Raw genomic sequence first — 15,357 nt, forward strand, 5'->3', positions numbered from 1 at the left:
AATACGAGTGCTTCTGAGCGAGTCAACATCAATTCGAGATGATATCACGCCATATTACGGCGAATGCGAAAAAATAACGATCAATTTGCTTCGGAGATTTCGAAAAACTTTAGCAAAAGTTTGAAAGTTCCTTGAGTTTTCAACTGATCACTGCCGAAGAAAGAAGAGATGACGACTTTAAGCCCTATATCGCTTGTGGCAGTGCCTACGAGCTCACTGGTCGAACTCGTCGTTGGAATGGTGACGAAATTGTGGTTGGACGAACTCCCTTGTCGATCCATCAAGGGAGCGATGTCGGGAAAGATCCAATTTTGCCGCTTCCCCGGATATTCAGTGATAGGCACAGAAAATGGGCCAAAGGACTCAGTAACCAGATGATTAGGCAAGTATGGCAACTTGCGCTAACTAACTGGATTGGGTCAGTCGATTTTCAGAGTGGTTGAGTCCAAACATGGGCTCAGGGCATCTGGGGACTGATGAGTTGAGGACGACGATCATGAGAAATCTACTGTACATCCCGATCTTGGCGACGGTGCTGTCGCTGTTTGGGGTGAGTGACGCCAAAGCAGGCTTCCTGTGTGGCGTTGCCCGCTATCGAAACATTCCTGCCTCGTGTTGCGAGCCCAGTGGCGATTACTGCGCTGCGCGAGCCCAGGCAGCTCCACAGTATCGAACAGTCAAAGAGACTGTTTGGTGCACAGAAGAATACACCGAGTGCCAGACGGTCATGGATACTTGCGCTTACCAGGTGCCAGTCCAGACTAGCCGCACTGTTTTTGACACCTGCTACCGCGACGAGACCTATACAACAACTCGTCCTGTCTACAAGACATGCTACCGTGATGTCTCCTACACCGTTCGTAAGCCTGTCTACAAGACTTGCTACCGCACAGTGACATCCACCATTAAGCGACCTGTCTACAAGACATGCTACCGCACTGTGAACTACACCGTTTCGAAGCCTGTCTACAAGACTTGCTACCGTGACGAGTGCTACACAGTCCGCAAGCCTGTTTACCAGACATGCTACCGCACTGTGAACACCACAACCTACCGAAACGAGTTTGAAACCCGTTATCGCGAAGTCTGCAAGACTGTCATGAAGCCTGTCACAACCACAACCTGTGTTCCAGTTGAATGTGGTGAGTGGCAGACTGTCTCCGAGTGCGTTCCTGGTCCAGTTGTTGACCGTTGCGTTCAGGATCCAGGACAGTTCGTTCTCGATCCAGAATCCTGCTGCACTGTCTACAAGCCAGGTGCAACACGCATCGAGAAAGTTCAGTGCCCACCACGCACTGTTTGCAAGCGGGTTTGGGTTCCTAAAACTGTCATGACGACGAAGACCTGCACACGTATGGTTCCAGAAGTTCAGCGATGCCAGGTTCCATACACTGTCTGCCGTCGCGTTCCTGTCTGCAGCACCAAGCAGGTTCCTTACACAACATGCAGCTACGTTTGTGAGACCAAGGTTCGCCGCATTCCTTACACAACCTGCACTATGGTTCGTGAATGCCGCACCAAGCAAGTTCCATACACAACTTGCACCTACGTTTGCGAAACTGTCTGCAAGCAAGTTCCTTACACAACATGCAGCTATGTTTGCGAAACCGTCTGCAAGAAGGTTCCATACACAACCTGCACAATGGTCAAGGAATGCCACACACGCAAGGTTCCTTACTGTGTTCCACGCACCGTTTGTGAAACCAAGATGGTCACAAAAACCAAGTGCGTTCCACGTACCGTTGTTGTGAAGAAGACTCGTTGCGTTCCAAAGACTGTCTGCCGACAGGTTCCAGTCTGCGAAGACCCATGTGTCGCTGTGGAGCCAAGCTGCACAACACCGCTTACAATGGTGAACTAATTTTTGACTCAGCAATGTGCTGCGGCGAGCAGAAGCAACAGTATTCAAACAAGAATGCTGACTACGGCCCGACCGCACGGCTCTCTGGAGTTCACTCCAAAGTTCGAAGCTGTCCTTAAGGAACTCCTCAGGTCCTTATCGAACAGCGATTGAAAAGCTGTCAGATGCCCGCGGGCGACAATCATCGGATTGCCGCCCGTTTTTCTATTAACTTCATGTCGATTTCATGCCAATTCGCGGCCCACGACGTTCGGAAACCGCTTTCACTGGCAGAGCTGCAGCGGACCGATCCAACACGCTGTCCGCATTTCTTGACTCGCGACGTCAGTCTCGGGTGCTTTTGAATTTCACCAGTGATGGCCAATCATTTTCTCGCTGAGAGAGCGCGTGGGGGGAATTGAAGATTTCTTTTCTGAATCTTCCCCTCGATCGCATCTGAATAAAATTGGCTTCTTGGGGTAGACTATTTCTGCATCTCGAATGAGGTCGCGCTCTTCACTTCTGATAAGGGCGATTTCCTGGCGTCGTCTCGCTGCACACGTCGTTTTCGGTTCCCTAAATAGATCACATAGAACTTCACTCCATACCATAGGAACGAAACCCCTGCGACGATCCCAAAGATGGTCAGAGACAAACTCTTGAACAGACACATCGGGACGATAGCGAGGTAGAGCAGAATTCCCGGGAGGTAAAATTCCCCAGAGAGTACTCCAGCTTTGGAGATGAAGACCGTACCTGCAATCAGTCCAAGGACGGGGGAGAGTGTGAGGATGGGAAGTCCGAGAAGGGATTCGATGACGAATAGTCCCATCGAACTCGCCATACTCGCGCCCCACATGTGCGCGATTTGGCGTTCAACGAACGTGACCGGACCAGCCCGACGCCGCGCTATCCAAAAGAACGCTGCCCAGGCTGAGAGACCTGTCGCCCAGACCGTCGGGTAGATCCAATCTGGGGTGACGTGGTAAGCACGCATTAAATCAGTCGAGAAGCATATAACAAACAGAACGATTGCATGCCAGATCCAGAGTAGCCCCCAGTTTTCCAGCACTCCAATGTGGTGCGTCGGGCGAAACATTCGACTCAGAACCTGATTCAACTGAGACGACCGAGCAGAAACCGGATCTCCCTTCAGGTAAGCTTCCAGATCATCGGCCAGCTCATCGGCAGTCTGGTATCTGAGATCCATTGGTTTCTGGAGCGCCTTGAGAATGATGATTTCAAGGTCGCTGTCGATTTGGGGATTCAAAAGACGAGGGAGCGGCGGCTCCTGTTCCAGAATCATCAAGATGGCATCGATCGCGTTGTGAGATTGAAACGGCGCTCTTCCGGTGACACAGGCGTAAAGGATGGCACCGAGGCTGTAGACATCGGTAACTGGTCCGGGAGTCCCTCTTCCTCCAGCGGCCTGCTCTGGTGCCATGTAAGCTGGTGTTCCGAGGATCGCTCCTGTCTGTGTCAGGTGCATCTGTACCTGCGAATCCTCCGCGTTTTCAAAACGCTTGGCCAATCCGAAATCCGAAACGAATGGATGGCCTCTTTGATCAATCAGAATATTTGATGGTTTCAAATCGCGATGCAGCACGCCTCGTTTGTGGGCATACGCGATCGCGCGACAGATTGGAGCCATGATGCTGACTGCATCGCGTTCGTTCAGCGTGCCGCGAGAAATTAGTTTGGCCAGCGTCTCCCCTTTGACGTAGGGCATTGTGAAGTACAGCTGGCCCCCTTCTTCCCCGACATCGTAGATGGAAACGATGTTGGGATGGTCGAGATGTGCAGCAGCTTGCGCTTCGGTATGGAATCGACTCCGGTTCATCGGAGTGGCAGACTCCGAATGGAGAAGCATCTTTAATGCGACGATGCGATTTGGGTGCTCCTGTCTTGCCCGATAGACGATTCCCATTCCACCGCGGCCGACCTCTTCCAGCAGCTCAAATTGGGAAATCTTGTTGCGTATTGGGGACGCACTCTTGGAAGGCATGGAGTCGGACGGATTGACACTCTCGAGGAGGCTCAGGCCGATGCTGAATTGCTCGGCGACAATCATCGTTCCCCAGAGGGATCGGATCTCGTCCGCTTCCTCCGGAAAATCCTGTAGAACCTCTTCCAGTCTTGCATCCTCCCCTTGCCGGAGGCGGTCTGCCAGGAGATTGATTGCTTCTGAAACCCGAGACTCACTGTTGTGCATTGATGTGTCCGGTCGCCGAAATCAGGATCAAAAAAAGGTTCAAAACCATCAGCCGAGAAGCTTGACATTACTAATTCACTGCTTAATATCTGTGCTCACCGGCCCCATCGTCTAGAGGCCCAGGACATCGGATTTTCAGTCCGAGTACAGGGGTTCGAATCCCCTTGGGGTCATCCGGTTAAGACGCCACCTGCAAAGGTGGCGTCTTTTTTTATTTTGGCACTCTTCTCGCCAAAAGTATACGTAGCTCACCCCGGGTTATGTCGATCTCCTCTGAGCGAGGAGGTCGCAGTATGGATAGTTCAGCTGCCTGGCAGCAACTCTTTGATCGATGGCCCGACAGTCAGCCGCGCGTTGGCGTGATTGTCACGACGTCGCAGGAATCGATCGGCTTCACCGACTTTATGGTCAGCCCCGGAATTCTAGCTCTAGAGCGAGATCGCCCTGACACTTTAGGGGCTCGCAAGGTGCTCATCGCCTTCTCTGCCATTACGGCAGTCAAATTCATGGACACTCAGGACTTCGACAAGATCGCCGTGCTCGGATTTTGCTAGTTTTTTGGGCAGCTTAAAATTTGTGCACCCCAAGAGCAGTCCTGTTCAGTATGAAGTTCTGTTCACTCCTGTTTTACAGTAGGCGCAGAGTTTGCCGGTTGGTATCTTTCTGATGGCATGTTCGAATTGATGGCGCAGAGGTTTGCAAGACGCAAGCGGGAGCGCCCGAGCCTAAGGAAGGAGACATCAAGCCATGCTAGTTCTCTCAAGGAAGCCCGGAGAGCGGATCCTGATCGGCGATGACATCGCCCTCACCGTTGTTCGGATTGGACCGAATACCGTTCGAATCGGAATCGAGGCTCCTCGCACAATGAATATCGTGCGGGATGAGCTTTGTGCTCCGCCTGCAACCGCGACCACGTTGTCGGCGGCCGTTGAAAAGAGTTCGTAAGTCGCCAGCAACGCACTTGAAGGCGCGTGTCAGCTGGTGCGAGTCAACCTGGCGATCCTTGATCGCCAGTGGAGTCACGTAGCAAATCTCTTGGGTTGCCTCAGCTGTTGGCTATTGCCCGAGTCCGCGGTGCTTTTTCGCGGACGCCTGATCCGGGACCCAATTTCGAATGGATCCCTCTTTCATTTCTTTGAGCGCCTCCGCTGTCGGCGGCTGATTCCCCCCGAATACTCTGACCGGCTGGGAAGTTCTTAGGGCGTATTCTTTTCGCACTTTTTTCGGGCTTTTTCTCATCCATCCGTAGACGGATGAGAGGGTTCGCACTGGCTGGGCACGAAACAGGACTCCCAGTACAGGAATGAATGCGACGATGCAAAAGTAGATGACAATTCCGTGAATCGCATCTGTTCCAGTGGATGCAACGATCACCCCCGCGCCAATCGCTCCGAGCAACAAAACAGCCGCAGTCGCTACCAAGGGGCTGAAACTACGGTCCTGTCGATATTGAAAATTGCCGGCCATGCTGTGACCTCCCACTCAAAGCACTCTCGATTGTGTATCCATTTCAACAAATGCAGTTCGTGAATGCCAATCCGAAATGATTCACGCTCAATCGCCTGCCGTGCTCCGTGAATTGAAATGGAAGTTCGCGTCAAACAGTCACGACTTCTTTGTGAACATCAAACCCGCCCTAGGAGGGGTGGCCCTGTGAAACAGTGAGGGTTATCGATACAAATAAATACAAACGAGCATGCCAGCTGAAAGGGGAACGCCCTTCTTTTCAGAATGGAGTCGGGCTCGGTTTGTTGCGTGGAATTCGGATTTCAATTGGACCAATGGCGAAGCATTCGAAAGTAACCAGATGAATCGGCATTTCAATTCGCGACGACTTGTCCTGTCTTCTTTGGCAATGGCATTCATCTCACTGGGATGTATCGATGCCAAGATGATGGAGAACCAGAATCCGCCCCCGAAGGAACCCGCTGCGGCTCCGAATGTGGCTGCTCCCGCCCCCCAGGCAAATGCCGCTCCCGCTGCGAATCCACTTCCGCAAGACAACACAAAGTTGGTGGATCTGAAGCAGGCAATGGCAGATAACCCGGCGCTGATCATCACAGAAAATCGCATCAACGCGGGCGATCCCGTCAGTGCGGCGGCACAGGGGTATTTTGCGATCAGTTCGCAGGCAAATCTCCTGAACCTAAAGCATCAAGTCGATATCATGAAGGCGATTAACGATGGGCGAACCCCTTCCTTCGCCGAGTTCAGCGATCTTCTGCGTCAGGCGAACGTTCAGCTCAAGGGGCTCTATCGCTGGCAAGTTTATGCCTACGACGAGTCAACTGGCGAAATCGTCATCCTTGAGGATCACGAATACAAAAAACGCGAGTATGAAAAAGGGGGACTCAAACTTGATTGACCGTAGTGTTGTCGACAGCAATCGTTTCGATTGATTTTCCTAGCTCATTCCAGCAAAAGACCAGCTCACCTCAAAGTTGAATTTCAATGAAAAGTCTTGTTCGACAGGAAGTCGTCACTTCTGCGCGTACCATCGTTATCAAAGTCGGAACCAACGTTCTGTCACGGGAAGATGATCGACTGGACACTGACCGGATCGCACGATTCGCAGAACAAATCCATAAGATTCGCCAGACTGGAAGAAAAGTTGTTCTGGTTTCCAGCGGCGCGGTTGGCGCAGGAATTGGACTCCTAGGGCTTCCCGGTCGCCCGAAAGACCTTGCTCATCTGCAGGCCGCCGCGGCCACCGGTCAGGCAAAACTGATTCGTACTTACGATGACGTCTTCAGTAAACATGGTTACCACGCGGCTCAACTCTTGTTGACAGCGGACGATTTCCGCCACCGCGACCGATACCTGAATGTCCGGAACACGTTGAATACGTTGTTTGAATACGGCGTCGTCCCCATCATCAATGAAAATGACACGGTCAGTGTGCGAGAAATCAAATTCGGCGATAATGACCGTCTCGCAGCAATGGTGGCCAACCTGCTTCCAAACCCATTGTTGATCGTGCTGTCAGTTGTTGATGGCCTTTACGATGGCGATCCGACCGACCCGCAATCAAAGCGTATTCCGCTTGTTGATCACTGGGACGATGGGCTGATGGGGCTCGCAAAAGATGTGAAGAGCAGTCGCGGCACCGGAGGGATGTTCACCAAGCTGGAAGCAGTCCGAATGGCGACTGCAGTCGGCGAATGTGTCATGATCGCCAACGGGAGTGACCCGACAGTTCTGTCAAAAATAATGAATGGCGAAGATATTGGAACGCTATTCACCGCAAAAGGATACACCGTCCCAGCATGGAAGCGATGGATTGGGTTCACCGTGACGCCACGTGGTCGACTCAAGCTGGATGCAGGAGCAGTCAAGGCCGTCGAGCACAATGGAAAATCACTTCTGCCGATCGGTGTTGCATCGGTTGAAGGGAGCTTCGAAAAAGGTGAACTTGTCTCACTGGTCGATCCGGATGGTCACGAGTTTGCAAGAGGCCTGACGAACTACGACTCAACCGCTGTCTCGGCAATTGCCCGGCAACGCACAGAAGAGATTCAGAAAATTCTCGGCGACGCGGTGTATGAAGAACTCATTCATCGAGACAATCTCTGCGTCACCAGATAGTCTCCACGTCGTCACACTCAGTGTCGAACAGTCGGTGTCGAACAATCAGTGAGGGTGGCTCAGGGTTGCCTTTTCGGCGTCGAACTCTGAGAGACAGAACGGTTTTGCTAACATTCGCTTCATCCCCTGCGACGGGGGATCTTCAGGAACAGTGATCAGTATGGATTTTCTACAGCTTCAAGGAAAAACAATTCTCGTTATGGGGGCAGCGAATCGGAAAAGCGTTGCCTTCCAGATTGGAAAAATCCTGACTGAAGCGGGAGCCGACGTCCTGTACACAGTTCGCAGCGAAGCGCGTCAGGCAAGTCTGCGAAAACTCGTCGGTGATGCTCCAATTTATGTCTGCGACGTCGAATCACAATCGCAGATTGATTCCCTGAGAGAGGCTGTGGCACGAGATCGTAGTACGATTCACGGGATCGTGCATTCCATCGCCTTTGCTGACTACTCAGCGGGGTGGCTTCCGTTTCATGAAACTCCGCGATCTGCGTTTTTGCAGGCGGTCGACATCTCCTGTTTTTCCTTCATCGCGGTATCGAACGCATTCAAAGAGATGCTGTGCCCAAAGACCGGAAGCGTCATTACGATTTCAATTTCCACGACACGGATGGCCGCTGAGAACTACGGTTACATGGCCCCTGTAAAAGCGGCTCTCGACTCGTCTGTCTGCTTTCTGGCGAAGTCGTTTTCCAGCTTTTCCAGAGTTCGATTCAATGCGGTCTGTCCCGGACTGCTGAAGACGTCCGCTTCGGCCGGAATTCCTGGCTACGTTGATTCCTATCTGTTCGCAGAGAAAGCCACGCTCCGACATGAGGCACTGCAGACGGAAGAGGTAGCGAATGCTGCAGTCTTTCTGCTGAGCCCGCGCTCATCGGGGATTAATTCGCAAGGACTTGTGCTGGACGCTGGAATGTCGGTGAACTACTTCGACCAACAGCTTGTTTCCCCACCCTCAAGTGTGCCGGGAGCAGAGTGACAACTAGAAACAAGGTCTGATGCGTCCTGTTCAGGCTTTGCAAGAACTCGTAAAATACGAATTGCCCGATGGGTCAGATGTCCGAGGATCTGTCCCATCGGGCAATTTCCCGTTGTGGATGCACCTCCATCACATGCGGGCCGATTTCGACACATCCAGATTGTTGGTAACAGGCACCAACAGACCGAAAGTGACTTCCCGTCATGGCGACAGTTTCTTCCTTCCTGCAACTCCATCCCGCTGACAGCGTGGTTCTTGCTCGCATCACTGCGACATCAGGGACTCAATGGACACCTGCCCCCCCTGCCGACGTTGTTGTTGCTCGTGAACGGATTGATATGGGGCACAAGATGGCGATTCGCCCTATCGCTCCGGGCGAAACGATTTACAAATTCGGACAACCAATGGGGTTCGCCACTCAAGCAATTCAGGCTGGCGATTGGGTCCATTCGCACAATGTCGACATGACAGAACTCACTCGTGATTACGAATTCTGTTCTTCTGTCATCGAACTCCCTCGCCCCAAGGAAATCCGAACCTTTCAGGGATACCGACGAACTGATGGGCGGGCCGCCACCAGGAACTACGTTGCGATTGTCAGCACCGTCAACTGTTCTGCGACTTCTTCTAAGTACATCGTCGATGCGTTCGACAAAGAAGTTCTGAAAGAGTTTCCCAATGTGGATGGCGTCATCGCGCTCACACATAAAGGGGGCTGCTCCTTCGAATATGGCGGGCCAGACCACATTCAGCTGACGCGAACCCTCGCCGGCTATGCCCGTCACCCCAACATCGGCGCCTATATCATCCTGGGACTTGGCTGCGAAACGGGTCAGGCTTCCTTCCTTGCCGACAATCACAATCTCATTCAACTTGGGAATGCGGTAGAAACGTCTCATCGCCCGTTGATTCTGAATATTCAGGAGGTCGGTGGAGTCGCCAAGACAGTGCAGCGTGGCATTGCAGCACTCAAGGAACTTCTCCCCGACGCGAACCGTGTACAGCGAGTTCCCATTCCTGTTTCAGAACTGATTCTCGGAACAAACTGTGGTGGAAGCGATGGCTATAGTGGCGTGAGTGCGAATCCCGCTTTGGGGGTCGCGAGCGACCTGCTCGTCTCGCAGGGGGGAACAAGTATTCTCGCAGAGATCCCCGAGATTTATGGGGGAGAGCACCTGTTGACCCGAAGGGCTGTCCGCCGCGAAGTGGGCGAGAAGCTTGTCGAACGGATTCGATGGTGGGAAGATTACGCAGCCAAGTTCGGCGCGACAATCGACAACAATCCCTCAGTGGGAAACAAAGCTGGCGGACTCACTACGATTTTTGAAAAGTCGCTCGGAGCAATCGCAAAGGCGGGAGCGGCGCCGCTCACTGCCGTCTACGAATATGGGGAGCAGGTCACGGAGAAGGGCTTTGTCATCATGGACACTCCCGGAAACGACCCTGCCTCAGTGACAGGCATCGTGGCAGGGGGAGCTCATGTTGTCGTCTTCACGACGGGGCGAGGAAGCTGCTACGGAAGCAAACCGGCGCCGACCATTAAGGTGACCACCAACACCGTGACCTTCGACCGCATGCGAGACGATATGGATCTCAATGCGGGAACGATTTTGGATGGCGAAAAGACAGTCGAAGAGGTCGGCAAAGAGATCTTCGAGTGCATCGTCTCGGTCGCGAGTGGAGAGAAAACGAAGAGCGAGGCTCAGGGGATTGGAGACCACGAGTTCTTCCCGTGGACACCAGGCCCCGTTTTCTAAAAGTCAATTTGACTTCCGTTTTCGGTGGAAGGAGAATCGATTCGCGAAGCTCTCGTGGGTGCTCGTGATTCCTGTGAGCACCCATTGAACGCTTTGTTACTGCTCTTCAGGGACCCCCCACAGACCGGGGAGAATCTTGGCGAAATCCGGATCAGCCACCAGGATCTCTTCTCGATTGAATGGATAGATGTCGTTTCGTACGAAGTACGATTCCGTGCATTCAGCGAAGTACTCATTGTAGTTGGTCAACGCGTAGGCACGCCCCTTGTGGCGTTGTCCTTCGGAATCCTGTATCTCGACATCTTGGTACTTCCCGGATTTCACAGCCTCCTTGAAAGCGGCTGAAATCATGCGGTCCTGCTCTTCAGTCAGGAATCGATCCTGATATGCATGAGCTAACTCGTGAAGTGCAAAATTCGGCATTCGTCGCACTTCTGCATCGAAGATTCGGACATTGGTGAATTCGACGCTACGCGCCATCGCTGGATTTCGTCCATTCTCTTCCAGCCAGCGTTGGCTTGGATGGTACTCGGCGCTCGGCCCCTTCCCTTCGTACTCAGGAGAAAACCAGAGTGGAACCTCGCGTAGCTTGGCGACTGTCTCTTCGGGGAGAAGTCTCACGACCTCCTCGAGTTGGATTTTCAGCAACACGATTGCCCTGAGGACCTTCTCTTCATCGATTTCGTTGAGTCGACGATGTATTCGAAGTGTCCATCCTTCGACATTGCGCACTTCGTAAAGATCTTCCGCAAACGCATCTGAGACCTTCGCGACTCGTTCTTCCGCATTCGCTGGAGTGCTGTTAAGCGGAAACGCAATGCTGATGAGTAACGCAGCAAACGAGAGCATGACGGGTGAGAAACGCATCATTTCATTGACCTTTCGCATTTCTATCACTGATCGATCGTACCGGAATATGCGGACGGAAAGAGACCAGACTCCAGTGGCGGGACGCCTTTCACGATCGTTTCAGTGAATCGACATTAATGCGAACGGTGGGGTGATCGCAAGAAACATTCAACTACATTCTGCGCACAACACAGTCTGACGGGTGAATGAGTTGGCAGCGTTCAGAAGAAGCAGTGTGTGAGCATGAATGAATTGTGTTGAAGTAACTCCGCCTGAGGCAAACCGCTTCGTGCGTGGACACGTAACTCGCTCAAGCATCGAGCTTCAAGCTTCGAGCTTCCACTTGGAGTTCGACCGTCATAACAAGTTCAGCGAACAGTCGGAGCGCTGACTGATTCCAGGAGCCGTTGAACGACGGACTCAATGCGGAGCCCTTCTGCTTCCGCCTTGTAGTTCAACAAGATTCGGTGCCGTAACACGGGAACTGCGACGGCGTGGATATCGTCGACCGTGACGTGTGATCGCCCTTGAAGGAGTGCCCGCGCTTTGGCCGCCAGAACGAGATACTGGGAAGCGCGTGTACCAGCTCCCCAACTGACATATTTGTTCACGAATTCTGAAGTCGAAGATTCGTTCGGTCGACTCGCCGCCACGAGTCGCACTGCGTACTGAATGAGTTCTTTCGCGACAGGGACATTTCGCACGACTCTCTGGAACTCGAGTACGTTTTCGCCAGTGAAAATTGCCTCGATCTTCTGCGAATATCCAGACGTCGTGCGCTCGACGACAGTGACTTCATCCGCCTCTGGGAGGTAATTCACGACAACGTTCAGCATGAAGCGATCAAGCTGCGCCTCAGGAAGTGGATAGGTTCCTTCCATTTCGATCGGATTCTGTGTCGCGAGCACGAAGAATGGCTCTGCGATGGGATATCTTTTCCCGGCCGCTGTGACCTGATGCTCCTGCATCGCCTCCAGAAGCGAGGCCTGAGTCTTAGGAGGCGTTCTGTTGATCTCGTCGGCAAGAATCACATTCGAAAAGATCGGCCCGGGAACGAACACCATTGTTCGGCGCCCCTCGGCTGTCTCTTCCAGGATTTCCGTTCCAGTGATGTCCGCAGGCATCAAGTCTGGGGTGAACTGGATGCGCTGAAAGTTCAAGTAGAAAATCTGGGCGATCGATTTGACCAGCAGCGTTTTGGCTAATCCCGGAGCCCCTGTGATGAGGCAATGGCCACCAGCGATCAGCGTAATCAAGACCTGTTCGATGACGTCCTGCTGACCGACGATGGCCTTGGAAAGTTCCTCGCAGATCCTCTGCCGACCTTCCCGTAACATCAGAACGGCTGCTTTTTCTCGTTCGAAATCATCGCGCTGCAGGTCTTGCATTCCAAACTCTCCGAACAGGAATCTGAATCTGGCTGGCCGCTGCCTCAGAGGTGCAAGTTGGCGAGAGGTGGCAACCGCAACGAAGATCGCTGTGTCGATTGCCTCCGGAACGCCCATCTCCTCATGAAAAGCGTCTTCGATTCCCGATCCTATAGCAATGCAGTCGTTTCGTCGAAGTCACACATCAAATTGAAATTCTGAATGGCGACTCCGCTGGCCCCTTTGATCAGGTTGTCCAGCACAGAGAAGACCAGGACACGACCTTTCACGATTCGTGCTGTCAACTGGCAGAAGTTTGTCCCAGCGACATCCTTCGTGCGAGGAAGATGTTCCACAACGTGAACGAATGGCTGGTTCGCGTAGAAATCGCGAAAAACCTGCAAGATCTCGTCCTGTTGAACCTGCTTGATCAACGTGCCGTAAATCGTCGCCAGAATTCCACGATCCATTGGGATCAGATGCGGAGTAAACGTGACCTCCACAGGTTCTTGAGCGACGACAGTCAAAATCTGTTCAATCTCTGGCGTATGCCGATGATTTCCGACGCTGTAGGCGGAGAGACTTTCGTTGACTTCCGCGTAAAGTCGTTCCAGTGCGGGAGTCCGGCCAGCCCCTGAAACGCCGCTTTTAGCGTCAATGAGAATCCCGGTCGGTTCGATGAGTTTTGAGTGCAGGAGTGGAGCCAATCCAAGAATCGATGCACTGGTGTAGCACCCTGGATTGGCAATCAATGCTTGATCGGGAATCTGATTACGGAACAGCTCAGGCAGACCGTAAACGGTTGCTCCAAGTCGAGTCGGATCGATGTGCACGTGCCCGTACCATTTCTCATAGACCGCGGGGTCAGAGAGGCGGTAGTCGGCTGAGAGGTCGATCACCTTTAAACCAGCGGCCAACAAGGCTGGAATCGCCTCCATGCTGGCCCGGTGTGGCAAGCAGCAAAAGCAGACATCGGCGACGGTTGCCAACTCTTCGGGGTTCGGGTTTATGAAATTGAGATCCAGCCGACCTGCAAGCGAAGGGTGGACTTTACTGACGGCACCCGACTCAGTGCGACTGGTAACAGCAGTGATCTTGGCGTGAGGATGACGCAGCAGGAAGCGAATCAATTCCAAAGCTGTGTACCCAGTCCCCCCTTGAATAGCAACTCGAATCACGACACGTCCCACTACAGCTGAAGGCCTAATATCTGAATTCAAACGATCACGTATTCAGTGGCGGTGATACACGATCGTGAGTGGATCATCCAAAATGATGAACCTCTTCCCAACAGAATCTTACAGTGTTGGATGAGACAACGTAACGGATCGAGTCGACCAGAGATCGTTCAGATGACGCCGGGCGTAAGATTAAAAAAGGGATTCAGTTCGCATGGACGGTTTAACGCACTTCTGGATCGACGAGAGGAGTTCTTCAGCGATCGAGCGGGTCGACTTGTCTAAGTGGAGTAATCAATCGCAGGGTGTATCGAAGAGTCGCGTTTTTTGACGCTCCCTGAGAGGAGACAACTCTGCAAAAGCGTCACTATCGCAAATTCTGAGTCGGCTTGCTTTTGCCTGAAAATGACGAATCCCTAATAAATTGCTGGCAGCTCCTTGCCATTTCGATCAAGTTCGACGCAAAACAATACACATTGATCGATATTGCCTCAGGAAAGTTCTGAACAATGTTGAAAAACGCACAAATAAGATTGCATGCGCTGGTAAAAACTTGGCATGATTACTTTTATCAACGAGAGTCCTTTTTCAAGGCATTCGCATTCGCAGATTTCTAAGAATGATTATCAGTGCGTGATTCGAATTCAGAATGGATTCGAAGTCGGGAACTTTTAGAAATCCGCAAGATCTCAACGTTTTTAAGCCGCTCAAAGCAATTTTCGAATCCATTCCGAAACCACCAGACTGAAGGCGAATCTCAGGCGAAAATAGCGACAGAAGGATCGGATTCCCCGTGGGTTCGTGGCTGTTGCCGCACCACATGGCGCGACTTTCTTTGCATTTTTTGACAAAATCTAATCTTGTTTTGATGTTTTGCGGGCAAAAACGCAAAATCTATACAAAACTATATCGTACACGCAAATTCCGAGTGAGATCGTTCAGCGATCCGAGGTGACCCCCAAGGGGCCACACACCTTGCCGCTTGAAACGGGTGCACGTGCGATACTTGTAAGCTCCATTTTTACGGGTCTACTCAAGGAGTCTTTTTGTGTTGGATTACGATTGGGATAAAAGTGTTGGGCATTGGGTCTGCTCAACTTCACATGCAATTCGCAAGCTGCTAGGGACATACCTTTCTCAAGAGAAAATTACTCTCCGACAGTTTGAAGTGTTGCAAACACTCTCTAACAACCCCGCATGCGGATCACAGTCGGAACTCGCAGAACACCTAGGCATCGAGCCCCACACTCTCGCCGGTGTTCTCAAACGAATGGAGCGGGACGGGCTCCTCGAAAGAACAGCCTGCAATCAGGATCGCCGAAAGAACAAAGTTCAACCGACTCCCAAAGCTGACGAGCTTTGGAAACGGACGACCGCGATTCTGCACGGCATTCGCTCAGAGATGAGCAGTGGCCTCTCGCAGGAGGAAACGGACTCGCTGAAAGCCATCCTTGCAAAACTTCGTGTGAATATTGATGAGGCGGAATCAGCGTTTCACACGATGACAATTCCGGCGTCTCAAGGCATTAACGCCAGCCATTTCACAGTCGCTTCAACTCCAGCTATTCGCTCTTAACAGCGGTGTGAATCGTT

13 protein-coding genes and 1 tRNA gene are annotated in these 15,357 nt (G+C 52.3%); 9 read left to right on the plus strand and 5 right to left on the minus strand.

The annotated features are described in order from the left end of the window. Positions 1-496: 496 nt before the first annotated feature. Positions 497-1,861 carry a hypothetical protein gene (locus SH668x_RS16410; protein ID WP_437186143.1) on the plus strand — a complete coding sequence of 455 codons (1,365 nt, stop codon included), beginning with the start codon at positions 497-499 and terminating at the stop codon, positions 1,859-1,861. A 463-nt stretch (positions 1,862-2,324) separates the two neighbouring features. On the opposite strand, the gene SH668x_RS16415 is transcribed toward SH668x_RS16410, so the two are convergent. Next, on the minus strand, positions 2,325-4,052 hold the full coding sequence (locus tag SH668x_RS16415; protein ID WP_437186144.1) for a serine/threonine-protein kinase: 1,728 nt from the start codon (positions 4,050-4,052) through the stop codon (positions 2,325-2,327). Positions 4,053-4,152: 100 nt separating this feature from the next. On the opposite strand from SH668x_RS16415, the gene SH668x_RS16420 reads away from it, so the two are divergent. From SH668x_RS16420 to SH668x_RS16430, 3 genes are all read left to right on the plus strand, one after another. Further along, a tRNA-Glu gene (locus SH668x_RS16420) sits at positions 4,153-4,225 on the plus strand. A 120-nt stretch (positions 4,226-4,345) separates the two neighbouring features. Continuing rightward, the gene (locus tag SH668x_RS16425; RefSeq protein WP_437186145.1) at positions 4,346-4,606 is read left to right on the plus strand and encodes a hypothetical protein; all 261 of its coding nucleotides are present in this window, start codon (positions 4,346-4,348) and stop codon (positions 4,604-4,606) included. A 193-nt stretch (positions 4,607-4,799) separates the two neighbouring features. After that, the gene (locus SH668x_RS16430) at positions 4,800-4,997 is read left to right on the plus strand and encodes a carbon storage regulator (RefSeq protein ID WP_437186146.1); all 198 of its coding nucleotides are present in this window, start codon (positions 4,800-4,802) and stop codon (positions 4,995-4,997) included. Positions 4,998-5,108: 111 nt separating this feature from the next. Here SH668x_RS16430 and SH668x_RS16435 read toward each other — a convergent pair whose 3' ends face one another. After that, positions 5,109-5,519, minus strand: a complete 411-nt coding sequence (locus tag SH668x_RS16435) for a hypothetical protein (RefSeq protein ID WP_437186147.1) — start codon at positions 5,517-5,519, stop codon at positions 5,109-5,111. A gap of 340 nt (positions 5,520-5,859) precedes the next feature. Between SH668x_RS16435 and SH668x_RS16440 the strand changes: the two genes are divergently transcribed. From SH668x_RS16440 to SH668x_RS16455, 4 genes are all read left to right on the plus strand, one after another. Further along, positions 5,860-6,417: a hypothetical protein gene (locus SH668x_RS16440; protein WP_437186148.1), complete on the plus strand. Its 558-nt coding sequence runs from the start codon at positions 5,860-5,862 to the stop codon at positions 6,415-6,417. A gap of 86 nt (positions 6,418-6,503) precedes the next feature. Then, entirely contained in the window at positions 6,504-7,637 is a 1,134-nt protein-coding gene (proB, locus tag SH668x_RS16445; protein WP_437186149.1) for a glutamate 5-kinase, read from the plus strand. Between the two features lie 160 nt (positions 7,638-7,797). After that, complete coding sequence (locus SH668x_RS16450) at positions 7,798-8,613, plus strand: enoyl-ACP reductase FabI (protein ID WP_437186150.1); 816 nt, start codon at positions 7,798-7,800, stop codon at positions 8,611-8,613. Positions 8,614-8,816: 203 nt separating this feature from the next. After that, entirely contained in the window at positions 8,817-10,370 is a 1,554-nt protein-coding gene (locus SH668x_RS16455; RefSeq protein ID WP_437186151.1) for a UxaA family hydrolase, read from the plus strand. A 96-nt stretch (positions 10,371-10,466) separates the two neighbouring features. On the opposite strand, the gene SH668x_RS16460 is transcribed toward SH668x_RS16455, so the two are convergent. From SH668x_RS16460 to argC, 3 genes are all read right to left on the minus strand, one after another. Then, the gene (locus SH668x_RS16460; protein WP_437186152.1) at positions 10,467-11,240 is read right to left on the minus strand and encodes a hypothetical protein; all 774 of its coding nucleotides are present in this window, start codon (positions 11,238-11,240) and stop codon (positions 10,467-10,469) included. Positions 11,241-11,587: 347 nt separating this feature from the next. After that, positions 11,588-12,607, minus strand: a complete 1,020-nt coding sequence (locus SH668x_RS16465) for an AAA family ATPase (RefSeq protein WP_437186153.1) — start codon at positions 12,605-12,607, stop codon at positions 11,588-11,590. A 149-nt stretch (positions 12,608-12,756) separates the two neighbouring features. Then, positions 12,757-13,764: an N-acetyl-gamma-glutamyl-phosphate reductase gene (gene argC / locus SH668x_RS16470; protein ID WP_437186154.1), complete on the minus strand. Its 1,008-nt coding sequence runs from the start codon at positions 13,762-13,764 to the stop codon at positions 12,757-12,759. A 1,048-nt stretch (positions 13,765-14,812) separates the two neighbouring features. Between argC and SH668x_RS16475 the strand changes: the two genes are divergently transcribed. Next, positions 14,813-15,340: a MarR family winged helix-turn-helix transcriptional regulator gene (locus SH668x_RS16475; RefSeq protein WP_437186155.1), complete on the plus strand. Its 528-nt coding sequence runs from the start codon at positions 14,813-14,815 to the stop codon at positions 15,338-15,340. Positions 15,341-15,357: the final 17 nt, after the last annotated feature.

It is taken from the genome of Planctomicrobium mucosum (genome assembly GCF_051466335.1).
Classification (GTDB): domain Bacteria; phylum Planctomycetota; class Planctomycetia; order Planctomycetales; family Planctomycetaceae; genus Planctomicrobium.